Origin of the sequence: Halorubrum salipaludis (assembly GCF_002286985.1) — an archaeon.
Lineage (GTDB): Archaea > Halobacteriota > Halobacteria > Halobacteriales > Haloferacaceae > Halorubrum > Halorubrum salipaludis.
On sequence record NZ_NSKC01000001.1, the window covers coordinates 497,186 to 521,513 of the forward strand.

23 protein-coding genes and 1 pseudogene are annotated in these 24,328 nt (G+C 70.2%); 10 read left to right on the forward strand and 14 right to left on the reverse strand.

The annotated features are described in order from the left end of the window. The first annotated feature begins 171 nt into the window (after positions 1–171). Together CK500_RS17140 and CK500_RS02255 are read left to right on the forward strand one after the other, a co-directional pair. On the forward strand, positions 172–333 hold the full coding sequence (locus tag CK500_RS17140; RefSeq protein ID WP_158224018.1) for a hypothetical protein: 162 nt from the start codon (positions 172–174) through the stop codon (positions 331–333). Between the two features lie 139 nt (positions 334–472). After that, a complete protein-coding gene (locus CK500_RS02255; RefSeq protein ID WP_095635625.1) occupies positions 473–898 on the forward strand; it encodes a DUF5790 family protein in 426 nt (141 codons plus the stop codon). A gap of 24 nt (positions 899–922) precedes the next feature. Here CK500_RS02255 and CK500_RS02260 read toward each other — a convergent pair whose 3' ends face one another. Further along, entirely contained in the window at positions 923–1,684 is a 762-nt protein-coding gene (locus CK500_RS02260) for a creatininase family protein (protein ID WP_095635626.1), read from the reverse strand. Between the two features lie 170 nt (positions 1,685–1,854). Here CK500_RS02260 and CK500_RS02265 point away from each other — a divergent pair, with 170 nt between their 5' ends. Continuing rightward, positions 1,855–2,202 (forward strand): DUF5789 family protein, encoded by a 348-nt coding sequence (locus CK500_RS02265; RefSeq protein ID WP_095635627.1) that lies wholly within the window; start codon positions 1,855–1,857, stop codon positions 2,200–2,202. 18 nt (positions 2,203–2,220) lie between these two features. Here the strand turns inward: CK500_RS02265 and CK500_RS02270 are convergent, their stop codons facing one another. Beyond that, complete coding sequence (locus CK500_RS02270) at positions 2,221–4,167, reverse strand: ABC transporter ATP-binding protein (RefSeq protein WP_095635628.1); 1,947 nt, start codon at positions 4,165–4,167, stop codon at positions 2,221–2,223. A 148-nt stretch (positions 4,168–4,315) separates the two neighbouring features. Beyond that, positions 4,316–4,633, reverse strand: a complete 318-nt coding sequence (locus CK500_RS02275) for a DUF7538 family protein (RefSeq protein ID WP_095635724.1) — start codon at positions 4,631–4,633, stop codon at positions 4,316–4,318. A 133-nt stretch (positions 4,634–4,766) separates the two neighbouring features. Between CK500_RS02275 and rnz the strand changes: the two genes are divergently transcribed. The 4 genes and pseudogenes from rnz to CK500_RS02295 all read left to right on the forward strand — a co-directional run bounded on the left by rnz (position 4,767) and on the right by CK500_RS02295 (position 7,833). Next, on the forward strand, positions 4,767–5,699 hold the full coding sequence (gene rnz / locus CK500_RS02280; RefSeq protein WP_095635629.1) for a ribonuclease Z: 933 nt from the start codon (positions 4,767–4,769) through the stop codon (positions 5,697–5,699). Between the two features lie 142 nt (positions 5,700–5,841). Continuing rightward, positions 5,842–6,336 (forward strand): annotated as a pseudogene (locus CK500_RS02285) (hypothetical protein); the annotation flags it as partial. A gap of 194 nt (positions 6,337–6,530) precedes the next feature. Continuing rightward, on the forward strand, positions 6,531–6,962 hold the full coding sequence (locus CK500_RS02290; protein ID WP_095635631.1) for an HIT family protein: 432 nt from the start codon (positions 6,531–6,533) through the stop codon (positions 6,960–6,962). 76 nt (positions 6,963–7,038) lie between these two features. Next, positions 7,039–7,833 carry an AAA family ATPase gene (locus CK500_RS02295; RefSeq protein ID WP_095635632.1) on the forward strand — a complete coding sequence of 265 codons (795 nt, stop codon included), beginning with the start codon at positions 7,039–7,041 and terminating at the stop codon, positions 7,831–7,833. Positions 7,834–7,889: 56 nt separating this feature from the next. Here the strand turns inward: CK500_RS02295 and CK500_RS02300 are convergent, their stop codons facing one another. Beyond that, on the reverse strand, positions 7,890–8,441 hold the full coding sequence (locus tag CK500_RS02300; RefSeq protein WP_095635633.1) for a DUF7858 family protein: 552 nt from the start codon (positions 8,439–8,441) through the stop codon (positions 7,890–7,892). 163 nt (positions 8,442–8,604) lie between these two features. On the opposite strand from CK500_RS02300, the gene CK500_RS02305 reads away from it, so the two are divergent. Next, positions 8,605–9,633, forward strand: a complete 1,029-nt coding sequence (locus CK500_RS02305; RefSeq protein WP_095635634.1) for a transcription initiation factor IIB — start codon at positions 8,605–8,607, stop codon at positions 9,631–9,633. A gap of 88 nt (positions 9,634–9,721) precedes the next feature. Here the strand turns inward: CK500_RS02305 and CK500_RS02310 are convergent, their stop codons facing one another. Both CK500_RS02310 and CK500_RS02315 read right to left on the reverse strand, forming a co-directional pair. Continuing rightward, positions 9,722–10,711, reverse strand: coding sequence for an arsenic resistance protein (locus tag CK500_RS02310; protein WP_095635635.1), 990 nt, complete (start codon positions 10,709–10,711; stop codon positions 9,722–9,724). 394 nt (positions 10,712–11,105) lie between these two features. After that, on the reverse strand, positions 11,106–11,954 hold the full coding sequence (locus CK500_RS02315) for an HFX_2341 family transcriptional regulator domain-containing protein (RefSeq protein WP_095635636.1): 849 nt from the start codon (positions 11,952–11,954) through the stop codon (positions 11,106–11,108). 181 nt (positions 11,955–12,135) lie between these two features. Here CK500_RS02315 and CK500_RS02320 point away from each other — a divergent pair, with 181 nt between their 5' ends. Continuing rightward, complete coding sequence (locus CK500_RS02320; RefSeq protein ID WP_233138647.1) at positions 12,136–13,854, forward strand: GTPBP1 family GTP-binding protein; 1,719 nt, start codon at positions 12,136–12,138, stop codon at positions 13,852–13,854. Positions 13,855–13,863: 9 nt separating this feature from the next. On the opposite strand, the gene CK500_RS02325 is transcribed toward CK500_RS02320, so the two are convergent. The 8 genes from CK500_RS02325 to CK500_RS02360 all read right to left on the reverse strand — a co-directional run bounded on the left by CK500_RS02325 (position 13,864) and on the right by CK500_RS02360 (position 22,841). After that, complete coding sequence (locus CK500_RS02325; protein ID WP_095635637.1) at positions 13,864–14,430, reverse strand: DUF7529 family protein; 567 nt, start codon at positions 14,428–14,430, stop codon at positions 13,864–13,866. 48 nt (positions 14,431–14,478) lie between these two features. Next, a complete protein-coding gene (locus tag CK500_RS02330; RefSeq protein WP_095635638.1) occupies positions 14,479–14,883 on the reverse strand; it encodes a DUF7555 family protein in 405 nt (134 codons plus the stop codon). A 2-nt stretch (positions 14,884–14,885) separates the two neighbouring features. Continuing rightward, entirely contained in the window at positions 14,886–16,250 is a 1,365-nt protein-coding gene (locus tag CK500_RS02335) for an ABC transporter ATP-binding protein (RefSeq protein WP_095635639.1), read from the reverse strand. Further along, a complete protein-coding gene (locus CK500_RS02340) occupies positions 16,247–17,608 on the reverse strand; it encodes an ABC transporter ATP-binding protein (RefSeq protein ID WP_095635640.1) in 1,362 nt (453 codons plus the stop codon). Before CK500_RS02340 ends, CK500_RS02335 begins: the two co-directional genes overlap by 4 nt. Then, positions 17,608–19,350, reverse strand: a complete 1,743-nt coding sequence (locus CK500_RS02345) for an ABC transporter permease (RefSeq protein ID WP_095635641.1) — start codon at positions 19,348–19,350, stop codon at positions 17,608–17,610. The genes CK500_RS02340 and CK500_RS02345 overlap by 1 nt, the downstream gene beginning before the upstream one ends. Continuing rightward, complete coding sequence (locus CK500_RS02350; protein WP_095635642.1) at positions 19,347–20,417, reverse strand: ABC transporter permease; 1,071 nt, start codon at positions 20,415–20,417, stop codon at positions 19,347–19,349. Before CK500_RS02350 ends, CK500_RS02345 begins: the two co-directional genes overlap by 4 nt. 105 nt (positions 20,418–20,522) lie before the next feature. After that, positions 20,523–22,379, reverse strand: a complete 1,857-nt coding sequence (locus tag CK500_RS02355) for an ABC transporter substrate-binding protein (RefSeq protein WP_095635643.1) — start codon at positions 22,377–22,379, stop codon at positions 20,523–20,525. Positions 22,380–22,463: 84 nt separating this feature from the next. Continuing rightward, positions 22,464–22,841, reverse strand: coding sequence for a dihydroneopterin aldolase family protein (locus CK500_RS02360; RefSeq protein WP_095635644.1), 378 nt, complete (start codon positions 22,839–22,841; stop codon positions 22,464–22,466). Between the two features lie 130 nt (positions 22,842–22,971). Here CK500_RS02360 and CK500_RS02365 point away from each other — a divergent pair, with 130 nt between their 5' ends. Then, on the forward strand, positions 22,972–24,309 hold the full coding sequence (locus CK500_RS02365; protein ID WP_095635645.1) for an amidohydrolase: 1,338 nt from the start codon (positions 22,972–22,974) through the stop codon (positions 24,307–24,309). Positions 24,310–24,328 lie beyond the last annotated feature (19 nt).

Sequence of the window (24,328 nt, forward strand, 5' to 3'; positions counted from 1 at the left end):
CGGTGATCCGGCGGTCCGGACGGTCTCGGGAGGCCGTGTATTCCGGGCGATCCCGAGGGGGCGCGTATTCCGGGCGATCCCGAGAGTCCGTATATAGCCGTACGGACCCGTACGGGTCGCTATACGGCCCTCATAGTCGATTTTACGTGCCGAGCCGTCGATCCCGTACCCGTGACCGACACCGAGACCGACTCCCCCGGACGGCCCGTCCTGCTGGCCGCGACGCCGAGCGCGGAGCGGGTGGAGCGGTGGCTCCGGACGCTGGCGCTCTTGGCCGGCGCGCTCGGCCTGCTGGTCGGGCTGTTCACGCTGGAGCTCGTCGTCCGGCTGTGATCGAGCGCGGGTTCGGGCGCCGCCCGGGCGGAACTGAACGCGCGGACGCACCGAACCGGACCGCAGACGCCGCGTCGACTCGGGTTTCACTTCCGCTTTCGGGCGCGTTTTTAAAAGGCGTCGGCACGACGAGTCGGGTATGAGCCAGTCCACGTTCGACGACGACGACCTGTTCGGCGAGGCCGCCGAGGAGACCCGTGCCGAGGTCCGAGAGCACCTGCAGGCCGCGCGCGCGGAGCTTCCCGACGCGGACGCCGTGTGGGAGACGGACGCGGACAACGTGCTCGGCGCCCTCAACGGGCTGAAGTCGGCGCTTGACGTCGGCGACGCGGTCGACAGCGTCCGCTCGGCGAAGAAGGCGTACGTGCTCGGCGAGCGCGCCGACGCCTTCGAGGACGCCGAGGATTTGAAAGCGGAGATCGAGGAGCTGGAGTCGCTCGTCGGCGACATCGAGGCCGCCGCGGAGGAGGTCGCCTCGCTCACCGGGACCGTCCCCGCGATCCGCGGCGCGCTGCAGGACGCGGCGGAGGCGAGCGAGGACGAGAGCGAGGAAGACGAGGAGTAGCGCCGCCTCGTTACCTCCGTTCTTTTAAACCGACTCCCGTTCGACGACCGCCGCCGCGAGCTCCGCGAGCGCGTCGCTCGCGAGGTCGAGCAGGATCTCGCCCCGCTCCGCGCCGCCCGCGCTCGGGTCGCCGACGACGCCGTTGTCGGTGAACTCGTCGGCGTCGTGCGCGAGGTTCACGCCCGAGACCCACTCGCCCCAGCGGTCCGCGGCGCCCTCGCGGGCGGCCTCGATCCGGTCTTCCCGAACGAGCGCCGGGTTCGTCGCGCGCAGCAGCGCCGTCTCCAGCGGGCCGGCGTGGCCCATGTCGCCCGCGTGCTCGCCGACCGCCTCGAACCAGGTGAACGCGACCGCGTAGCCGTCGTGAGCGTCGTCGCGGGAGAACCGGCGGGCGACCTCGGCGAGCGCCTCGACGTTGCCGCCGTGCCCGTTGACGAACACGACGCGGTCGATCCCGTGGTCCGGCAGCGATTCGGCCGCCTCGCGGACGTACGCCCGGAACGTCTCCGGGGAGACCCACATCGTCCCGTCGAACGCGCGGTGCTCCTCCGCGACGCCGACGGGGATCGGCGGGGCGACGGCGACCGCGGCGGGCTCTCGCTCGTCGCCTCCCCGCTCCACCGCCTCGTAGGCCGCCGCGCCGGCCTCCGCGACCGCGACCGCGTCGAGCGTGTCGGTCCCGAGGGGCGCGTGCGGGCCGTGCTGTTCGGTGCTGCCGACGGGGACGAACGCGACGTCGACGTCGGCGTCGCGCACGTCGGTCCAGGTTGCGTCCGCGAGTCGCATACGGGCCGGTCGGCGGGACGCGCCGTATAGGCGACGGTCCGCAATCGCGACTGCGAGGCGTAATCGACCGCGAGCGCAGAGCGTAATCGACCGCGTTCTACGCGAGCCCGGCGGAACGTGTGCTCCGCACGGGCGGGGGTATTAATCCGACGGGCGATGAGAAACCATCCATGAGCAACGACAACGAGGATCAAGCCCGGGCGTACGGGGTGACGTTCGGACCGTTGAAGCGGGCGCTCCGCGAGCACCGGTACCCGGTGACGGTCGGCGAGCTGATCGAGCAGTACGGGGGGTTCGAGCTGGAGACCGCGGCGGAGGACCGACGGCTGGAGGCGGCGCTTCAGGGGTGCGAGGCGACGACGTTCTCCGAGCCGTGGGAGGTCCGGGACGCGATCCTCGACAGGCTCGGCGACGACGCGGTGGTCGGGTATCGCGGCGAGCCGGCGGACGGGGAGGGCGACGACCGCGAGGCACCGGAGATCGACCGCGCGGGCAACTGGAGCCGGCTGTCGGAGTAGCCCGCCGCTCTCGGCGCCTCAGTCGTCGTCGCTCTCGGCGTTCTCGATCAGGCGCGCGGTGCGCTCCTGCGCGCGGTCGATGAACTCCTGCGGGAGCTCGTCGATCTCGCCGGCCTGCACGCCCCAGAGGTGCGCGTACAGCCCGCCGTTGTCCAACAGCTCCTCGTGGGTGCCGCGCTCGACGACCTCGCCGCCCTCCAACACGAGGATGGTGTCCGCGTCCTTGATCGTCGAGAGGCGGTGCGCGATCGCGAACGTGGTGCGGTCGGCGGTGAGCCGGTCCAGCGAGCGCTGGATCAGCATCTCCGTCTCGGTGTCCACGTCCGAGGTCGCCTCGTCGAGGATGAGGAGGTCGGGGTCCTTCAGCACCGCCCGCGCGATGGTGACGCGCTGGCGCTGGCCCCCCGAGAGCTTCACGCCGCGCTCGCCGACCATCGTGTCGTAGCCGTCGGGGAGGTTCTCGATGAACTCGTGGGCCTCCGCGGCCCGCGCGGCCTCGCGGACCTCCTCGTCGGTCGCCTCGAAGGTGCCGTAGGTGATGTTCTCGCGGATGGTGCCGTAGAACAGGTACGACGACTGGCCGACGTAGCCGATCGACCGGCGGAGCGACTTCAGCGTCACGTCGCGCACGTCCTGTCCGTCAATCCGGATGGACCCCTCGTCGACGTCGTACATCCGGAGCAGCAGCTTGAGCACCGTGGACTTCCCGGCGCCGGTCGGGCCGACTAAGGCGAGGGTCTCGCCGCCCTCGACCTCGAAGTCGATGTCGGAGACGATGGTCTCCTCGTCGTACCCGAAGCTCACGTCGTCGTAGACCACGTCGCCGTCGCCGACGACGAGGTCCTCGGCGTCGGGGTCCTCGGCGAGCCGCGAGGGCTCGTCCATCAGCCCGAAGATCCGCGCCGAGGAGGCGCGGGCGCGCTGGTACATGTTGATGATCTGCCCGAACTGCGCCATCGGCCAGATGAACCGCTGCGTGTAGAGGATGAAGACGACGAACATCCCGACCGAGAGGTCGCCGGTGAACGGGCCCGGCGGCGCGTCCTGGAACACCCACAGCCCGCCGACGATGAACGTGACCACGAAGCCGATACCGGCGAGCACGCGGAGCCCGGGGAAGAACTTGATCCGGGTCTTGATCGCGTCCCAGTTGGCGTCGAAGTAGTCCATCGACACGTCGTCGACGCGGTCGGACTCGTACGGCTCCGTGTTCGACGACTTGATCACCTGAATGCCCCCGAGGTTGTTCTCCAGCCGGGAGTTCATCTTCCCGACCGACGACCTGACCTCCGCGTACTTCGGCTGGATCGTCTTGATGAAGATGTAGGTGAACCCGCCGATGATCGGCACCGGGAGGAGCGCGACCAAGGCGAGCTGCCAGTTGATCCAGAAGAGCAGCACGCCGATGCCGACGACCATCACGGACAGCCGGAACAGGGAGTTCATCCCGTCGTTCAGGAACCGTTCGAGGCGGTTCACGTCGTTCGAGAGGATGGACATCATCTCCCCCGTCTGCTTGTCGGAGAAGAACTCCATGTTGAGCCGCTGCATCTTGTCGTAGGTGTCGGTCCGCACGTCGTGCTGGATGTTCTGCGCGAAGGCGTTGAACCCCCAGTTGCGGATCCAGTGGAAGGCGGCCCCGATGCCGAACGCGCCGCCGATGACGGCGATGGTGAACCAGAACTGCTCGGTCTGTCCCGTCGGGAGCCACGCGTCGGGTAAGAGGACGAGCGGGATCTGCTCGCTGAAGGGCGCGTCCTCGTAGAACACGGCGTCGATGGCGATCCCGAGCATGAGCGGCGGGAGGAGGTCCAGGAGCCGCGCGAAGACGCTGGCGAGGATGCCGACGGTGACCTGCGGGAGGTAGTCGCGACCGTACGCGAGGAACAGCCGTTTCATCGGGTTCTCGATCTTGTCCCGCTGTTCCTCGAAGGGGTCGTCTTCCTCCCATTCGACGCTACTCATTAGCCTTTCTTATCGTATCGCGCGGCAAATAGGTTTCCTTCGAACCGAAATGCATCGGCGGAAATCTCCGGTAACGGGCGCCAGAACGGGAGATCGGAGGATCGAAACGGAGCAACTCCGGGGGGCGGGACGCGGTTTCGGACGCGGGTCACACCGCGCGGCGCTCCACGTCCGGGTCGACGCCGGCGGCGTCCAGATCCTCGCGGATGCGCCGCCGGAGGGGGTCGGGAACCCGCTCGCGGGGAACGGGGGCGGCCGTGGACGTGCCCGCGTCCGAGTCAGTCGCGTCCGAGTCGAGGTCCGCGTCCGGCCCTGCGGTCGGCACCGTCCAGTAGAGGACGCGCTCCGCGTCGGCGTAGAACTCCACGGCGAACCGGTCGCCCCCGCCGTCGTAGTGGACGCGGGCCGCGTCGCCCTCGGCGCGCCACCCTTCCTGTCCGACCAGCGCGGCGATCGAGTCGTGCACGGTCGGGTTCGGGTCGGCGGACACATGTCGGTGTCGCCGGCGGCTCGCGGCGATCGGGAGCGTCGCTACTCGCCGGCCTCCCGGGCGCCCTCTCATCGATACCGGTTTACAAACCCCGCTCCCACACCCGTGTATGTCCCTTCGCGTCACGTTCCTCGGGACGGGCGGCGCCGTCCCCACCACCGAGCGCGCACCGAGCGCACTGTTCGTCAACCGCGAGGGCGACCGCCTCCTGTTCGACTGCGGAGAGGGCACGCAGCGCGGCATGATGCGGCACGGGACCGGGTTCGGGATCGACCACCTGTTCGTCTCGCACCTCCACGGCGACCACGTCCTCGGGATTCCGGGGCTGGTCCAGACGCTCGGGTTCAACGACCGGACGGAGCCCCTGACGATCCACTGCCCGCCGGGGACCGGAGACGACCTCCGCGACCTGGTGCACGCGGTCGGGCACGACCCCGCGTTCCGGATCCGGATCGAGGAGGTCTCGCCCGGCGAGGTCGCGCTCGACGCCGACGGCTACGAGGTCCGCGCGTTCGAGACGGTCCACCGGACCGTCTCGCAGGGATACGTCCTGGAGGAGGACGACCGCCCCGGCCGGTTCGACCGGCCGAAGGCCGAGGAACTCGGCGTCCCCGTCGGGCCGAAGTTCGGGCGGCTTCACGCGGGCGAGCCGGTGGAAGCAGAGGACGGGTCAGTCGTCGAGCCCGACCAGGTGGTCGGGCCGCCGCGGCCCGGCCGGAAGCTCGTCTACACCGCCGATACCCGCCCGCGGGAGGGGACCGTCGAGGCCGCGGCGGACGCCGACCTGCTCGTCCACGACGCCACCTTCGCCGACGACATGGCGGACCGCGCCCGCGACACTGCCCACTCAACGGGCCGGGAGGCCGGATCGGTCGCCGAGCGCGCCGGCGCGAAGCGGCTCGCGTTAGTGCACATCTCCTCGCGGTACGCCGCGGACGCCTCGCCGATCCGCCGCGAGGCGCGGGAGGCGTTCGACGGCGAGTGTCTCCTCCCCGACGACGGCGACCTGATCGAGGTGCCGTTCCCCGACGTCGAGGGGTGAGGGTCCCCTCCGGCGGGTCGACGAGCGAGGCTCGTCCCGAACGGCATCACCCGGAGGCCGATCCCGAGGGAACGACGGTCTCCCCGGCGTCAACGCTCCTGCCGAGGTTTTTTGTTTCTGGTCCCGAGACACGAGAGGGATCATGGCGTCACCGGAGACCGCCGACGGCGACTCGACAGACGGGGAGAGGCTCCGTGCGGTCCGGGAGCGGTTCGACCGGGTCGACCGCGAGATAACGCGGCGGATGAACCGGCTCGGGATCCCGGCGCTGCGCGTCGCGCTCGGTGTCGTCTTCGTCTGGTTCGGCGGGCTGAAGGTGATCGGCGGGAGCCCGGCCGCGGACCTCGTCGCCGCGACCGTGTACGTGGTTCCGGCGGAGGTGTTCGTCCCGATCTTGGGCGTCTGGGAGGTGCTCATCGGACTGTGCCTGCTGTACCGCCCGCTGATCCGGGTCGGCATCCTGCTCCTGTTCCTCCAGATGCCGGGGACCTTCCTCCCGGTGGTGTTGCTCCCGGACGTCGTGTTCGCCACGTTCCCCCACGAACTGACCGTGGAGGGGCAGTACATCGTCAAGAACCTCGTGATCATCGGGGCGGCGCTGGTCGTCGGCGGGACCGTCCGCGGGGACGAGGAGGAAGGTGAGCAGGAAGGGCAGCAAAAGGAGAAAGAGGGGAAACAGGAGGAGGAACGGAAGCAGGAGAAAGAGAAGGAGGAGAGGTAGCCCGCGGGGCGAGCCGGTCGCCGGACCGCGGGCCGCCGCGGGTCGGGCGCCGGACCGCGCTCGCCGCGCGCCGGGAAACCTTGATGGGTCGCGGCGACGACCCACCGCGTATGTCCGCAGACTGCATCTTCTGTTCGATCGTCGACGGCGACATCCCGGCCCGGACCGTCCACGAGACCGACGACGTGCTGGCGTTCCTCGACGCCAATCCGCTCGCGCGCGGGCACACCCTCGTGATCCCGAAGTCGCACGCGCAACACGTCGGCGACCTCGACGACGGCCTCGCGAGCGACCTCTTCGCGGCCGTGACGGAGCTCACGCCGCGCGTGCAGGCCGCCGTCGACGCCGACGGCGCCAACGTCGGGATCAACGACGGCGAGGCGGCCGGACAGGAGGTCCCGCACGTCCACGTTCACATCATCCCGCGGTTCGAGGGCGACGGCGGCGCGCCCCTCCACGCGGTCGGCGGCGACCGGCCCGACCTCTCCGACGACGAGCTGGACGCGATCGCGGCGGACGTGTCGGCCGCGCTCGACGGCTGACGGGCACGGCCCCCGGAGGCCCCCGCTCTCGCCGGCCTTCGCGGCCCTTAAGAATCGGACGGCGGGAGGCGGGAGCATGCAGGCGACGACGCTCGCGCTCGTCGGGGCGACCGGCGGCGCGGGGACGACGCGAACCGCGGTCGAACTGGCGGCACTCGGCGCGCGGGACGGCCGCGACGTGGCGGTCGTCGACGCCGCGTTCACGACGCAGGGCCTCTCCGAGTACGTCTCCGGCCGGATCGGGACCGACCTCACGGCGCTCGTCACCGACGAGGCCGGCGCGTCGCTGTCGGCGGCGACCTATCCGATCGCCGCGGACCGCGGGGGCGCCACCGATGCCGACGACACCCCGGCCCTCCCGGGTCGCGTCGACGCGACCCCGGCCCGCGCGCCCTTCGAGCGGGTCGCGCGGGCGAAGACCGCGGAGGCGGCCCGGAAGCTCGAACGGCGGATCGACGAGGCCGCGACGAACTACGACGCCGTGATCGTCGACGCCGCGCCGGTCGGCTCGAACGAGGCTGTCGCGGGAGTCACCGCCGCGGACCGGACGGCGGCGGTGTTCCCGGCGACGACGCACGGGCGCGACGCCCTCCAGCGGCTCCGCGGCCGCGTCGCCGACGTGGGCGCCGGGGTGGACCGGTCGATCGCGGTGGCACGGGGCGTCGACGGCGAGGACGGTGAGGCGGGAACGGAGAGCGACGCCGACGTCCGCCTCCCGCCGACCGATCCGGAGGTCGCGAGCGCGCCGACGGCGGCGACGGGGGAGGGAGAGTACGCGCGCGCCGTCGCGGCGGCGTTCGAGGACGCCTTCGACGCGACGGTCGGGATCGAGTTCGAGGAGCCCGGGCTGGTTGATCGCCTGACCCCCTGAGCGGGGCGGAGAGAAACGGAGAGGAAGCGAGGAGAAACGGCGGAAGAGCGCGCCACTCAGCGGAGCCCGTCGGGCGATCCGAGCGCGCCGCCGAGCGCGTCATCGTCGCCGCGGGCGGATCCGGCCGAGCCGGTGGAGCCGCCGGAGCCGCCGAGCGGGGCGGAGCCGGCGACGTGGGCGTCGACTGCCTCGGCGACGGCGGCGGGCGGGTCGTGCGTCTCGACGTACGTCGCCAGCGCGAACTCCGCCTCATCGCCGCCCGCGAGCGCGACCGCCTCGCTGCGTGCGAGCCGACCGTCCAGCCAATCGCGGACCGCGCCCCGGCGGCTCGGCGCGAGGGGACAGACGCCCTCGACGCCGCAGCGGTGGAGCGCCTTCGCGCCCGTCATCGGCGTCACGCCGGCCTCGCGGGCGGCGTCGCCGACGCTCCGGCCGGCGGTGTAAGCGTCGACGAGCGTGGCCGTCGCCTCGGGCGTGCACGGGAGGTCGTCCGCGTGCTCCGCGAGCCGGTCGGCGAGCGGCGTCTCCGTGTCGTCCGCGACGGCGACCCCGCGGTCGCGCTGGCTCGCGGTCACTTCGAGGCCGTCCGCGATCTCCGACAGCGTCATGCGAACACCTCGCTTGTCCGAGTGGTTAAAACCACCGTACTGCAGCAGGGTAATCTCAAAAACCACCGATCGGTTACCGGTCGGTTCGAGCGCGCCGATCCGGCCAATCGACCCCGAATTCTCCCGGGTTTAAGTAAGGCATCGGGCCCGAGTTCGACGTGTGATGAGTGAGGCACGCTCGACCCAGACCCGTTCGCCCCGCGCCGAGACCGACGACGCCGCGACCGCGGACCGCGCCGCGACCGCGGACCGCGCCGAAACGGCCGACCGAACCGAAACCGCCGACCGCGCCGCAGCGACCGACGCGGACGAGACCGCGGCCGTCGACGAGACCGCCGCCCGCGAGACCTGTCCCGAGTGCGGCGGTCGGACCCGCGCCGACAGCGCGGAGCGCGTCTGCACCGACTGCGGGCTCGTCGTCGAGGCCGACCGGATCGACCACGGTCCCGAGTGGCGGTCGTTCGCCGACGACGACACGAACCCCAAGCGCACCGGCGCGCCGCTGACGCGCTCGCGCCACGACCGCGGGCTCTCGACGGAGATCGGTCGGTCGACGAAGGTGAAGGGGCGCAAGCGCCGGCGGCTCGCCCGGATGCGGACCCAGCACAACCGCGCGCAGATCTCGACGAAGCGCGACCGCAACAAGGTGTACGCGTACACTGAGATCCGGCGGCTCACCGGCGCCTTGGGGCTTCCCGACAGCGTCCGGGACACGGCCTGCACGCTGTTCGACTCCGCGCAGGAGGAGAGCCTGCTCCGCGGCCGGTCGCTGGAGGGCTTCGCGGCCGCCTGCCTGTACGTCGCCTGCCGCACCGCCGACGTGGCCCGGACCGTCGGCGAGATCTGCGCCGAGGCGAAGGCGACGGAGGACGAGCATCAGGCCGCCTTCGACGCGATGAACCGGGAGCTCGGGCTACCGATCGCGCCGACCGGCCCGGCCGAATACCTCCCGCGGTTCGCCAGCGACCTCGACTGCGGCGCCGACGTGGAGCGCCGCGCCGGCGAGCTGGCCGAGCGCGCCGTCGAGGAGGGGATCGCGAACGGCCGCAACCCGGTCGGGGTCGCCGCCGCCTGCCTGTACACCGCGGCCCGCGAGCTTGGCGCGGAGTGCACCCAGCAGGAGGCCGCCGACGCCGCCGACGTGACGCCCGTGACCGTCCGCCGGACGTACGTGGACCTGACCGACGAGTGAGACCGGAGATCGACCCGACCGTGGAGTGATCGGAGCGATCGTCAGCTTCTGTACCGCGAGTCGAAACCGACGAGCGCGAGCTATCGGTCTACCGATCGGACCGTGAGGCGTCGAAACCGGCCGTCCACCGGCCTCTGACCGCGAGGTGGACCTGCGAGATGACGCCCAAGAGCGGCAGTTCGAGCAGCGGCCCGATCACGAGCGCCAGCGCGATCAACGGCTCGTTCGGGAACGCGACGACGGCGATGGCGAGCGCGGTGGGCGAGTTCCGCGAGAGGATTGTGTTGTTGAAACAGACCAACTCGCCGTACGAGAAGTCGAGCAGGCGGCCGGCGGCGAACCCGACCCCGAGGTTGATCGCGTAGAACAGCGCGACCGGGACCGCCATCAGCGCCAACAGGCGGGGGTTCTCGACGATCACCCCGCCCTGCGACGCGAACATCGCCCCGATAGCGAGCGCCAGAAAGACCATCTGGACCGGGCTCAGCCGCGGCAGGAATCGCTCCCTGAACCACGTCTCCCCCTTCGCCCGGGTGAGGCCCCGGCGGGCGACGCCGCCGAGAAGGAGCGGGACGACGAGGACGAGCAGGACGCTCTCCGCGAGGAGGGCGAGCGGCAGGTCGACGAGCGCCCCCGCGAAGGCGTAGAGGTACACCGGGAGCAACACCAGTTGGAGGACGAGGTTGTACGGCAGCAGGGAGGTCGCGAGCGGCACGTCGCCGTCGGCGAGGTCGGTGAACACGAGGTACCAGTCGGTACACGGCGTCACGAGGAGCATGATGAGCCCGACCCAGAGCGCGGGCTGATCGCGGAGGAAAACCGCGCCGAGCCCGACCGCGAGCAGGGGACTCCACACGAAGTTGACGAGTAAGCTCGACCCCGCGACCCGGCGGTTCCCGAACGCCTCCCGGAGCCGGGACAGCGGGATCCCCACGAACGCGGCGAACAGCATGACCATCAGGAACGGGACGATGAGCCGGTCCGCGACGGGCGCGACGCCGTCGATCTGTCCGGCCGCGACCCCGACCGCGACGGCGGCGAGGACGAGGGCCGACTGGTACTTCTCGACGGCGTCCATCGTTTCCGTCCTGCGTCGGCGGCGTGCTAAGCCTGTGGGTTCGCGTCGGCGGGGCGGCGAGTAGAAAACGGGAACGCAACGCGAGAACGACGGCGAAGCCGCCGTTTCGTGACGGTCCGCGGGCGAGCGCGGCGGCGTCAGCGGGGGCCGCCGGTGGGGAACCCGACGGCGGCGACGCCGACGGCGATCGACCGTCGCCGAGGGGGCGACGACGGCCGGTGACCGACGGCGGGCGAGAGGGAGGGCGCGGAGGGCAGAGGGAGTGCCGCGACCGCCCGGCGGGCGTCACGCGTCTGGATCGAGGGGCGATTCCCGTTTCTACGTTAGCCGTGTATAGTCCGGATAAAGCGTACAATTCGTTCCGGTCTGAGGAACCGCAACGCGCGTGCTGCGCTCACTCCCCGCCGAGCTTGTGCTGGAACGCGAAGAAGACGCGGCGGCCGGTCTCCGTGAGCCGGACGGTGTCCGATCGGCCCACGTCCTCCAGCTCGACGTAGCCGCGGTCGCGGAGGGGCGAGAGCACGTGCGTCTCCAGCGCGCGGTACTTCGCCGTCCGGCTCGCGCCCGCCTCGCGGAGGAACGCGAGGTCGCGCTCGCGCGCCCACTCGATCAGGTTCCACTTGTCGGTCGTCACGTTGTCGTCGTCGCGGTCGAGGAGCCGGCCGAGCACCGCGACCTGGTCGGTCGTCGGCGCGTCCATCGGGTATAAGGGGAGGTCGACGGTGCGCTCGACGCCCTCGGTGAGCGGCTCCTCGCGCACGTCGTGGCGGTGGCGCTCGGGCTCGACGCTGTAGGGGCGGGCGCCGACGATCATACACGCCATCGCGACGCCGACGGCGGCGATCCGAGGTCCCGTCGAGACGTTGGCGAACAGCCGGTCGCCGTCGTCCTCGCCGGCGCCGTGGCGGGCGGCGACCGTCGTCGTCACGCCGAGCACGTCGTACACGTCGGCGAGCTCGACGGGGAGCGCGCGGACCGACGCGAACTCGGCGGCCGCGGTCCAGGCGTCGCGCTGGTAGTCGGTGAGCCGGTCGAGGTCGACGCGGGTGTCGGCCGGGTCCGCGGCGTTAGCCGCCTCGAAGTCCACGGCCCCCCGGGCGGCCTCGCGACCGGGGGCGTCCGCGAGCAGGTAGACCACGTCCGCGCCGTGGCGGCGGAGGGGCTCGACGATCCGGTCGCGCTCGTGGCCGAGCGGCGCGACGTGAACGCGCCGTTCGGCGACGCTGGGGACCGATGTGTCCATACAGCCGTTCCCTCCGGCGATCGCTTAAAGGGTGCGTCGCGGGCGCGTTCATGCGGGAAGCGGGGAGCGGTCCGGACGGGAGGAGCCGTCCGGACCGCTCCCCATTCCTCGGTACCGATCACGTGACGTGGGGACCCATAGCACGAAAACCGTTAAGCACGGCTGTCGCCTACGAGCGGGTATGAGCGCTGACCGGTCCGCCCTCCGGCGGGCCATCGAGCGCGGCGAACGGGACGGCGGCGAGATCGAGTTCAAGGAGCGGCTGACACGCGAGGTCCACCTGGCTGAGGGCCGGATGGAGTCGCTCGTGGCCCAGCTCCGCCACCGCGTGCTCTCCGGCGACGGGGAGGCGACCTACGTCCTCGGCGTCACCGACGACGGCGGCCTGGCCGGGATCTCCCCCGACGCCTTCTCCGAGACGATGGACGTGCTCTCGCTTCTGGCAGACGAGGCGGACGCCCACATCGCCGACGTGGAGACGTGGAGCGCCGGCTCCGACGGGAACGGGAGCGCCGCGGGGCTCGTCGGACTCGCCACCCTCCGCGACGGCGGGATGTTCGAGACGGACGACGACCACCTCGTGATCGGCACGGCCGGCCACGTCGACCACGGGAAGTCGACGCTCGTCGGCACGCTCGTCACCGGTCGGGCCGACGACGGGCAGGGCGGCACGCGCGGCTTCCTCGACGTCCAGCCGCACGAGGTCGAGCGGGGGCTCTCGGCCGACCTCTCGTACGCCGTCTACGGGTTCGAAGACGGCGGCGCCGAGCCGGTCCGGATGGACAACCCGCACCGCAAGTCCGACCGCGCGCGGATCGTCGAGGAGGCCGACCGGCTGGTCTCGTTCGTCGACACGGTCGGCCACGAGCCGTGGCTGCGGACGACGATCCGCGGGCTCGTCGGGCAGAAGCTCGACTACGGGCTCCTCGTCGTCGCCGCGGACGACGGCCCGACGAAGACCACTCGCGAGCACCTCGGGATCCTGCTGGCGACGGAGCTGCCGACGATCGTCGCGATCACGAAGGCGGACGCCGTGACCGACGAGCGGCTCGCCGAGGTCGAGCGCGAGGCCGAGTCGATGCTGCGAGACGCCGGCCAGACGCCGCTTTTGGTCGACCGTCACGGGATCGACACGGCGGTCGCGGAGGTCGGCGACGGCGTCGTTCCCCTGCTCCGGACCAGCGCGGTGACGAAGGCGGGGATCGAGACGCTCGACCGGCTGTTCGAGGCGCTCCCGAAGCGGGCGACGCCCGACCGAGAGGCGTTCCGGATGTACGTCGACCGCAGCTACAAAGTGACCGGCGTCGGCGCGGTGGCGTCCGGCACGGTCAACTCCGGCACGGTGGAGGCCGGCGACGAGCTCCTCCTCGGGCCGATGGCCGACGGCTCCTTCCGCGAGGTCGAGGTCAGATCGATCGAGATGCACTACCACCGGGTCGACAAGGCGACGGCCGGCCGGATCGTCGGGATCGCATTGAAGGGCGTCGACGAGGCGGAGATCGAGCGGGGGATGGCCCTGGTGCCCCGCGGGAGCGACCCCCGGCCGGTCCGCGAGTTCGAGGCCGAGGTGATGGTGCTGAACCACCCCACGCGGATCCAAGAGGGGTACGAGCCCGTCGTCCACGTCGAGACCGTCTCCGAGGCGGCCGTCTTCGCCCCCGAGGGGGGGCGGCTCCTCCCCGGCGACACGGGACGGACCGCGGTCCGGTTCAAGTTCCGCCCGTACCTGATCGAGGAGGGCCAGCGGTTCGTCTTCCGCGAGGGGTCGAGCAAGGGGGTCGGGACCGTCCGGTCGATCGGGGGGGACGGCGGGAACGAGGGCGACGAGAATCAGGACACCGGGAACCGAGACGGCGGGAACGAGGGCGGCGTCCGCGACGGAATCGGCTCCGAGGAGTGACCCGGTCGGTCAGGCGCCGCCGTCGTCCGGGGCGTCAGCGACGGTGGCGACGCTCGTAGCGGCGTCCTTGTTCGGCGGCGCGACGAGGGGCTCGAACTCCTCGTAGCGGAACCGCCCGAGAGTCTCTCCAGAGATGGTCTTGAAGTGGCTGTACAGCGCGCCCTCGTCGAGGGCGGACTGCGTCATCCCCTCCGCCATCGTCATGTCGTACTTACACGGGACGAGGATCGACCGCTCTTCCTCCGGGTCGATCAGCTCGATGGCGACGTACATCACCCCGTCGATGGCGTCCCCGTACACGAGGTACTCGGAGAACGCCTCCTCGTCGTACGCCTCGACGAACGCGTCGGCGTAGTTGTTCGGGACCACGTGCATCAGCCCGAACCGGTCGTGCTCTTTCATGTCCCGGCTGACCGTGTCGGTGTGGGGGACCATGACGACGGTCGTCTCCCACCCGTCCTCGCGGCGTTCCTCCGCGAGTAGGTCGGTCTCTTCGAGCGTCTGCTCCCACGCGGTGATGTGCTCCTCGCCGAACCGCTGTCGCTGACGGACGAAGGCGTCCTCCTCGGGGTCCATTGCTGTGTGCGACTGGTCGGGGGAGGAAGATAACTCTTTTCGACCCGCTCAGGCGACGCCGAAGACCGTTTCCATCAGAAGCGAGCCCACGAGCGTGACGACGCCCGCGAGGAACACCTTTCCGGCGACGCGGACCCGCTCCGGCGGCGCCGGGAGCCGGATCCATCGGACCGGCGGAACCGCACGCACGAGCCCCTCGAGCCGCGTGCCCCGCGCGCTCACCGCCGGTCCGTCGAGGTCGTCGACGGAGGTCGGCCACAGCCGCACCGTGGCGTAGCCGACGAGGAGCCATCCGGCGACGAACGCCAGGAACTTCCCGCGGACGAACCCGCCGCCGGTCGCGAGCCCGAGCGCCACCGCCCCGAGCGTCGCGGCGCCCGCCAGCGCCAGCGCGTACGCGAGCGCGTCGAGCCACGCGCGGGCGCGAAGCGAGAGCGACCGGGGAACACCCATCGCTAGCTGCGGTCGTCGAGCACGGCCGCCGTCTCTCGGTGCTCGTCGGCGTGGCGGTGACAGTAGCTCAGACGGCCGCTGTCGCTCACTTCGTAGTACTCGGGCTCGACGGGGTCGCCGTCGCCGTCCGGACCGACGCCGTCACAGACGCTCCCGAACTCGGCGTTGAGCCGGTCGAGCGCCTCGCGTTCCTCGTGGGCGCCCGCGGCGTCGGTGACCTCGGAGAGGACGCGCTCGACGTCGTCAGGCACCGCGAGGCCGCCGAACAGCTCGTCGTACGTCTCGTCGATCGTGGCGAAACGGGTCTCCAGCCCGAACCGCTCGCGGACCCGCTCCCGGATCGAGCGGTCGGCGCGCATGCGCTCGCGGATGATCTCGCGGAGCCCGTTGATCCCCGTCCAGATCTCGTCGTCGAGGCCCTCGTACTCGTCGGGCCGGATGCGGACCGGACACCGCGTGCTGAACGGACAGCCCGTCGGCGGGTACCGCGGGTTCGGCGGCGTCCCGTGGAGCGTGATCCGGTCGCGGCTCGCGGTCGGATCGGGCTTCGGGATCGCCGAGAGGAGCGCGTGCGTGTACGGGTTCGCGGGGTCGGTGAACAGCTCCTCGGTCGGACCGATCTCCATGATGTTGCCGAGGTACATCACCGCGACCCGGTCGCAGATGTGCCGGACGACCGAGAGGTCGTGCGCGATGAACAGGTACGTCAGGTCGAACTCGTCTTGGAGCTCCTCGAGGAGGTTGATGATCTCGGCCTGCACCGAGACGTCGAGCGCGCTCACCGGCTCGTCGAGCACGATGAACTCGGGGTTCAACGCGAGCGTCCGGGCGATACCGATCCGCTGGCGCTGTCCGCCCGAGAACTGGTGCGGGTACCGGTAGTAGTGCTCGGGCGAGAGCCCGACCTCGTCCAACAGGGACTTGACGCGCTTCCGGCGGTCGGCGGGCGTCTTCCAGTCGTGGACGTCGAGGGGCTCCCGGATGATCTCGCCGATCGTCATCCGGTCGTTGAGGCTGGAGTCCGGGTCTTGGAACACCATCTGGGCGTTCCGACGCCACTCGTAGAGCTGGTCGCCGCGAAGCTCCGTGATGTCGGTGCCGTCGAACAGGACCTCGCCGTCCGTCGCCTCCTCCAGTTGGATGAGGGTCCGACCGAGGGTGGTCTTCCCGCAGCCGGACTCGCCGACGAGCCCCAGCGTCTCGCCCCGCTTGATGTCGAAGCTGACGCCGTCGACGGCCTTGACGGGACGGTCGCTGAGCAGGCCGCCGGTGTCGTAGTACGTCTTCAGGTCCCGCACCTTCACCATCGTGTCGGACGCGGTCGTCGCCTCATCGCCGGTCGTCGTCGAAGCTGCGTTCTGGCTCATTCTCGATCACCTCGTCGGTCGCGTCCCCGATGACGCGCGACGGCTTCCTCGGTCGAGACGTCGTCGGGGTACAACAGGCACGCCGCCGTGTGGTCGTCCGTCTCCTCGTCGACCGGCGTCGGGACCGGGTGGACCGACTCGCACTCGTCGAACGCCTTGGGGCACCGGGGCGCGAACCGGCAGTACGTCGCCGGCTCGTTCGGCGTCGGAACGTTGCCGTCGATCGTCGACAGCTTGTCGCCGACCTGTCCGCCCGGGATCGAGTCGAGGAGCCCGTTCGTGTACGGGTGTTTCGGGTCCGCGAACAGCGGCTCCACGTCCGCGGACTCGACGATCTCGCCGGCGTACATCACGTTGACTCGGTCGGAGACGTCGGCGATCACGCCCATGTCGTGGGTGATGAACATCACCGCCACGTCCCGCGACTCCTGGATCTCCGCGATCAGGTCCAGGATCTGCGCCTGGATCGTCACGTCGAGCGCGGTGGTCGGCTCGTCGCAGATCAGCATGTCTGGCTCGCAGGCCAGCGCCATCGCGATGACGGCGCGCTGACGCATCCCCCCGGAGAACTGGTGCGGGTACTCGTTGACCCGCCGCCGGGCGTCCGGGATCCCGACCGCTTCGAGCAGCTCCGCGGCCTCCTGCGTCGCCGCCTTCCCGGAGAGCCCCTGGTGGAGCTCCAGCGCCTCCTCGATCTGGTTGCCGACGGTGTACACCGGATTGAGGCTGGTCAGGGGGTCCTGGAACACCATCGCGATCCGGCCGCCCCGAATCTTGCGCTGGGCCTCACCTGAGAGCCGAGTGATCTCGACGAACCCGTCGCGGATCGACTCGGGCGAGCCGGCGTCGCCGTCGAGGACGAAGACGCACTCGTCGCCGTCCGTGAGCCCGACCTCGTCGGTGTAGCCGGCCGCGGCCACGTCGACCACGGGCACGTCGGCGGGGTCGGCGTAGCCGAACTCCTCGGGGGTCGCGTCGGTCCGGCCGAACACCTCCGCGGGGTCGTACCGCTCGGCGAGGTCCGCGACGGCGACCGTTCGCTTCGCGAACGTCCGGGCGAACTCGCGGACCGCGTCGAGGTCGCGGTAGCGGACGCTACTCCCGCGGAGCACGCGCCCGGGCGACTCGATCAGCCCCATCAGCGAGCGGGCGGTGACGCTTTTCCCGCTCCCGCTCTCGCCGACGATGCCGACCGTCTGGCCGGAGTCGATCGAGAAGTCGATCCCGTCGACGGCGCGGATCGTCTCCTTGTCGGTGAAGAAGGCGGTCTGGAGGTTCCGAACGTCGATGAGGGGATCGTCGTCGCGAGCCCCGTCGGTCGCCGCGGCCGCGGACGCGGACCGCTCGTCGGCGGCCATCACGCACCACCTCCGGTGGCGGCGGCCTCGCTCTCGTCGACGTCGGCCTCCGGATCGATCGCGTCGCGGATCGCGTCACCGAGCGCGTTGAACGCGACGACGACCAGGACGATCGCGATGCCCGGGATCGTCGCGACGTGCCACGAGGAGGTGGAGACGTACGACTGCCCGCCGTCGATGAGCCGTCCCCACTCGGGGGTCGGCGGGTTGATCCCCAGTCCGAGGAAGGTCAGCGCGGCGGTCGAGATGATGACGCCGCCGATCAGCAGCGATCCGTAGATCAGGATGTAGCCGGCGATGTAGGGTGCCATGTGTTTGCGCATCGTCTGTAAGGGCGTCTGGCCGTAGCTCTTCGCGGCGTCGACCCACTCCTGTTCGGACACCTGCAGCGAGGGGCCGCGTATCGAGCGCCACATCCCCGGCCAGTAGGCGAACGCGAAGATGAGCGCCAACAGGAGGCCGCCGTCGAGCGGCTGTGCGATCGGGTGGTTCGCCTCCTGGAAGACGACGGAGACGAGCATGATGAGCAGCAGCGCCGGGACGGCCTGGATGGTGTCGCTCGCCATCACCGTCACGATGTCGGTGATCCCCTTGTAGTACGACGAGAGGAGCGAGAGGACGACCGCGATGAGCGCCCCGAGCCCGATCGCCGTGATCCCGATGACCAGCGAGGTCCGAGCGCCGTACGAGAGGTGCGTCATCATGTCTTGCCCCCTGTTCGTCGTCCCCAACGGCGCCCACCGGTTGTAGTCGTCGTAGCTCATCGGTCCGATCGTGTTCTGCCCGTCGGAGCGGCTGTCGAGGTTAGCGAACACGTGCGTGGTCGAGGTCACCTCGCCGTTCTCGTCGAGGTACTGGAACTCGTGAGAGTTGGGCTCGTAGATGTTGTGTTGCGCCTCGACCGGGCTCACGGCCGGGGCCCACAGCGCCATCACGACGAACAGGAAGACGATCGCGAAGCCGAACAGCCCCCAGTAGTTGTTCCGGAACCGGCGGACCGTGTCGTCTCGCGGCGTCCAGTCGGCGAGCCGGTAGTGGGTCCGGTAGACGTCGAAGCCGCGCCACAGCCAGACGAGGACCGTCGTCGCGTACGCGAAGACGAGCCCGGTCCGGATCGCCCACGCGGCGGCCGGCGAGAGGCCGAGGAACGTCCCCTCCCAGCCGCCCTCGGGCAGCCGGTGCCCCGCGTTCGGGATCAGTTCCCGGCTCGTGATCGACGGGAGCGAGGAGGCGAGCGCGTCGACGCCGCCGGTGATCGCGCCGATCAGCGCGGAGAACGCGCCGCCGACCGGGGTGTACGCGACGAGCCCCGCGGCGGCGACGACGACGAACGTCAGTTCGGCGCGTTTCGCCCACCGGTGACCCCGCCGGGAGAGGTCGAGGCCGAGGATGTCGACCGCGGCGTCCGGCACGCTCGCGGAGACGGGGACCGTGACCGCGAACGCCATCAGGACCGCCGTGATCGCAGTCGCGACGAACCCGGCCGCGGAGCCGAGCGTCCCCGCCACGTTATCGCCGACGGAGGTCGGGATGCCCGCGAGGAGCTCGACGGTGAACCCGACGATCCCGAACGCCTGGCCGACGCCGGCGAACACGCGTCCGATCTCGAGCAGGAGCAGGAACGCGAGCCCGGCGAGCCACACCATCGCCGGCCGCGGGTTCTCCCGGACGCGGTCGCGGAGCAGCTTGTCGTCGTCCGGTTCCTCGAGTCCGTCCGTGGAATCGCGCTGTCTCGTGCTCATTGGTCGTACCCCACGCGGGGATCGATGACGGTGTACAGGAAGTCTTGGAGGATGTTGAGTCCCAGAATGATCAGCGTGAAGAGGAACAGCAGGGCCCCGGCCATCGGCAGGTCACCCTGCGTGAGCGCCTGGAAGAAGATCCGCCCGAGCCCGTTGATGTTGAAGATCTGCTCGACGATCACGGAGCCGCCGATGAGCAGGAACGCCTCGCTCGTGATCACCGGCAGCAGGGGAATGAGGGCGTTCCGGAAGATGTGCTTCCAGACGATCACGCGGTCGGGGAGTCCCTTCGCCTTCGCGGTCTCGACGAAGTTCGAGTTGACCGTCTCTAACATTGCGGTCCGCCCGATCCGAAGCTCCGCCGCCATCGAGGCCGAGCCGAGGATGATCGCCGCCGGGAGGATGAGCTTGATGTCGATCGCGAGCGCGGTCCAGTCGCTGACGTACGGTACCGGAAGGAACAGGATGTCGGTGGTCGAGAACCACTCGAGGCTCGGGGTGCCGGTGATGCTGAGGTTCCGAGACGCGAAGTCCGGACCGAACGCGTACCAGTCGAAGCCGAACGGTCCGCCGCCGTTGCGGGTCCGGCGGAGCACCGCCAGCGCGATCACGCACAGCCAGAAGTTCGGCAGCGCCTGCCAGATGATGCCGCCGAGGGAGGCCGTGTAGTCGCCGAGGGTGTTGGGGTTGAGCCCGGCGTAGAAGCCGAGCGGGATCCCGATGAAAAGCGGCAGGAGGATCGCCCAGAAGCCCAGCCAGAGCGTCGCCGGCGCGGCGTTGATGGCGATGTCGAGGATGTCCCGCTCGGCCTGGACCACCCACGACTGACCGAAGTTGAACGTGATGAAGTCGGTGATGAAGTCCACGTACTGTTCCCACAGCGGATCGTTGAGGCCCAGCCGCTCCCGGAGCTGCGCCCGGTCCGCGGCGCCCGCTTGGGGGCCGAGCCGCGCGGCGACCGGATCGATCGGTCCCGCCCGGAGCATGACGAACAGGAAGGTCAGTACGGCGAACAACACCGGGACGGTGAGCAGTAACCGCTTGACGAAATATTGCCAGCGGCTCATGGTATCTTACGGTCTCTTGGGGTCGTGGTGGGCATGGATCGACTCGATATGAGAGGGTTTCTCGTTCGGTAACTAAATGCTTCGATAACGGGAGGCCGAGCGGGTCTACTCGGCTTCTTCGTTGAGCGCGGTCTGCCAGTCGAGGTAGAACCCGTTGGTCTCGTTGGGCATCGTCGACGTCCGCGTGTTGAGCGGTTCGAGCTGGAACATCCCGTACGGAACGGCGGGCCAGCTCCAGATCCACCCGAGACTGTACATCTCGAGGTCACCGTCCTCCCCGCGGCCCTGCAGGACGGAGAACTGCGACGTCTCGAGCGACATGTTGATCCCGGTCCCGGAGATCAGGTCGCGGATGAGCTCGCCGGCCGTCTGGAACACCTCGCTCTCGTAGGTGGTGAGCGTGATGTCGACCGGGTTGTCGGACGAGATGCCCGCCTCTTCGAGGACGGACTGCGCGCCCTGCGGGTCGCTCTCCCCGCGGCTGTACGGGTAGTCGTCGAGGAAGTCGTTGTAGCCGTCGTTCCCGGTGGGCCAGATGGCCGGCGGGAGGAAGCTGTATGCCGGGGTGCCGCGGCCGGCGAACACCTCTTCGACGATCTGCTCTTTGTTCATCACGTACGCGATCGCCTGACGGACCGCGCGGTCCGTGTTCGCGGCGTTGAACGCGAAGTAGAACGTGCTGATCTCGGAGAGGCCGAGATAGTTGACTTCTTCCTCCAGTTCTCCCGCCGGACCGTACGTCCCGACGTCGCGGCCGCGGTCGTCGGCCTCGGCGTCGATGGCGTCCGCCTCGTAGGCGAACGTCGGCATCTCGAACCGGTCGGCGTTCTGCTCGAGGGCGTAGGTCCACGCCGCCTGGGAGTCCTCGATGATCTCCCAGTTGACGGCGTCGACGCTCGCGACCTCGCCGTAGTAGTCGTCGTTGCGGACGACCGTGACGTCCTCGTCGACGTTGAACACGTCGAGCTCGAAGGGACCGGTCCCGTTCGCGACTTCGGTCGAGAACTCCTGGTGGGTGACCTCGCCGTCGTACCCCTCGATGTCGCCGACGTACCCCTCGGGAATGACCGAGAAGCTGGAGTACGCGATGACGTCGAGCACGTCCGGGTTCGGACCGGTGAGCTGGATCTCGATGGTGTAGTCGTCGATGACTTCGACCGCCAGCGAGTCGGGGACGACGTTCCCATCGTCGTCCGTCTCGGCGTCGATGCCGAGCCCGACGGGCTGATTGAGGGTGAAGCCCGCGCGCTCGGAGTTCTCCGACTCGACGGTGCGGCGCCAGGAGTACTTCACGTCCTGGGCCGTCATCTCGGTGCCGTCGTGGAACTGGACGTCGTCGCGGAGCGTGAACGTCCACGTGGTGCCGTCCTCAGAGACCTCGAACTCCTCTAAGAGCTGGTTTTCGATCTCCGGGACGCCGTTGGGGAACGCCGTCAGGTTCTCGTAGATCTGGGTGATGACGATCGACGACGCCGTGTCGGTCGACATGATCGGGTCCAGCTCGTCGAAGGTGCTGTTGATCAGGTTGAGGTCGCTCTTCCCTTCGACGGTCGTCGTGTTGAGCTGCTGCCAGTGCTTGCCGAGCGCACCGGTCAGCGGCACGTCGACGTAGTCGTACCAGAACAGCTCGGTGAGGCCGTGATACAGCGGGATGAGCACGGCGTCGTCGCGGGCCGCCTCTTCCATCTCGATGTACGCCTCCTGACGGAGCTCCTCGTCCTCCGGGAGGGGGTTGTCGACGGCGCGTTCCCAAGCGGCCTGCGCCTTGTCGGCGTTGGTGGGCCCCTGGTCTTCGCCGTCTTCGCCGTCCATTCCGTCTTCGCCGTCTTCGCCGTCACTGCCGTCGGAGGGCTCCTGATCGGAACAGCCGGCGAGGCTTACCGCCGCCCCGCCGCCGAGGAGGCCGAGGAGGCGCCGTCGCTTCGTGCTCTCAACTGCCTCACCATTTGCTGGATCGGGCATAGTGTACCGATTTTGGTAGGGTACACTAAAGTCTTCCTCAAAGTTCCTTACAGACTCAGGGAGAATCGCAACTTGAGTAAACAGTTAATTAGTTGTGCCGCTCCCGTCGGTAGCCTCCGACTCACCCTCGACTGCGACCAGCTCCATCAGCGGGTACCCGTCCCGCATCGCCATCCGGGTGCGGACCGTCACGCCCTCGTAGTCGATCCGCATCTCGACGTCCATCAGCGAGCCGGTGAGCTCCGTGTAGCCGTTCTCGTGGTCGATCGCGTCGGCGACGCGGTCGTCGCGGATCTCGACGGTCACCGACTCGCAGTACGGCTGGTTCTCGATCGCCTCCGCCATCGCCGCCTCCAGACTACGCGTGCTCGCCGGGCTGACCGGGGTCCCCGCGAACTGGTGGTACAGCGACCCGAACTTGATCCCGGCCTCGAAACACGCCTGCTGGGCGTCGGTTGCCATGGGCGGACCTCCGGCGGCGGCGGGGAAAGAACGTTCGGAGGCGGAGGGGCCGAGAGCGGCTCCCCCGACCGAACGGTCCGCGTCGCTCCCGAACGGAAGGCGTTAGGTCCGCCCGCCGGAACCGGGTGGTATGAACGCGCTTCGCGTGACGGGCGGCCGGGTGCTCCGACCCGACGGCCGCGTGACCGAGTCGGACGTGACGATCGACCGCGACGCCGGGACGATTGCCGCGGTGGGTGACGAGACGGTGAGCGGCGAGAGGGCGGACGACGCCGACGCGGACCTCCCGTCGACCGCCGACGAGACCCTCGACGCCGACGGCGGGCTCGTGATCCCGGGGCTCGTCAACGCCCACACGCACGTCGCGATGACGCTCCTCCGCGGGTACGCCGACGACAAGCCGCTCGACCCGTGGCTGCGCGAGGACATCTGGCCGGCCGAGGCCGAGCTCACGCCGAACGACATCGAGGCCGGCGCCGAGCTCGGCGTCCTAGAGATGATCCGGTCGGGGACGACCGCGTTCGCGGACATGTACTTCGCGATGGACCGCGTCGCGGACGTGGTCGATCGCGCGGGCGTGCGGGCCCGGCTCGGCCACGGCGTCGTCACCGTGGGCAAAGACGACGCGGACGCCCGCGCCGACGTCGAGGAGAGCCTGGCGGTCGCGAAAGAGCTCGACGGCGCCGCGGACGGGCGGATCCGGACCGCCTTCATGCCCCACTCGCTGACGACGGTCGGCGAGGCGTTCCTCCGCGAGGGCGTCGCCGAGGCCCGCGAGGCGGACATTCCGATCCACCTCCACGCCAACGAGACGACCGACGAGGTCGACCCGATCGTCGACGAGCGCGGGGAGCGACCGATCGCGTACGCCGAGGAGTTGGGCGCGCTCGGCGCGGACGACTTCTTCGCGCACGGCGTTCACCTCGACGGCTCGGAGATCGACCGGCTCGCCGACGCCGGGACCGCCGTCGTCCACTGCCCGGCCTCGAACATGAAGCTCGCGAGCGGGATGGCCCCGGTCCAGCGCCTCCGCGACGCGGGCGTCACGGTCGCGCTCGGCACGGACGGGGCGGCCTCGAACAACGACCTAGACGTGTTCGACGAGATGCGCGACGCCGCAATGCTCGGGAAGCTCGCCGCGGACGACGCGAGCGCGGTGCCCGCCGCGGCGGTCGTGGAGATGGCGACCGCCGGCGGCGCGGACGCCCTCGGGCTCCCCGGCGGGCGGATCGAGCCCGGCGCGGCCGCCGACCTCGCGGTCGTCGACCTCGACGCCCCGCACCTCACGCCGGTCCACGACCCCGTCTCGCACCTCGCGTACGCGGCGCGCGGGAGCGACGTGCGTCACACCGTCTGCGACGGCGAGGTCCTCATGCGCGACCGCGAGGTCCTGACGCTCGACGCCGACGCGGTCCGAGAACGGGCGGCGGCGGCCGCGAACGACCTCGTCGACCGGGTCGGCGAGTAGAGCGCCGGGGGGCGGGACG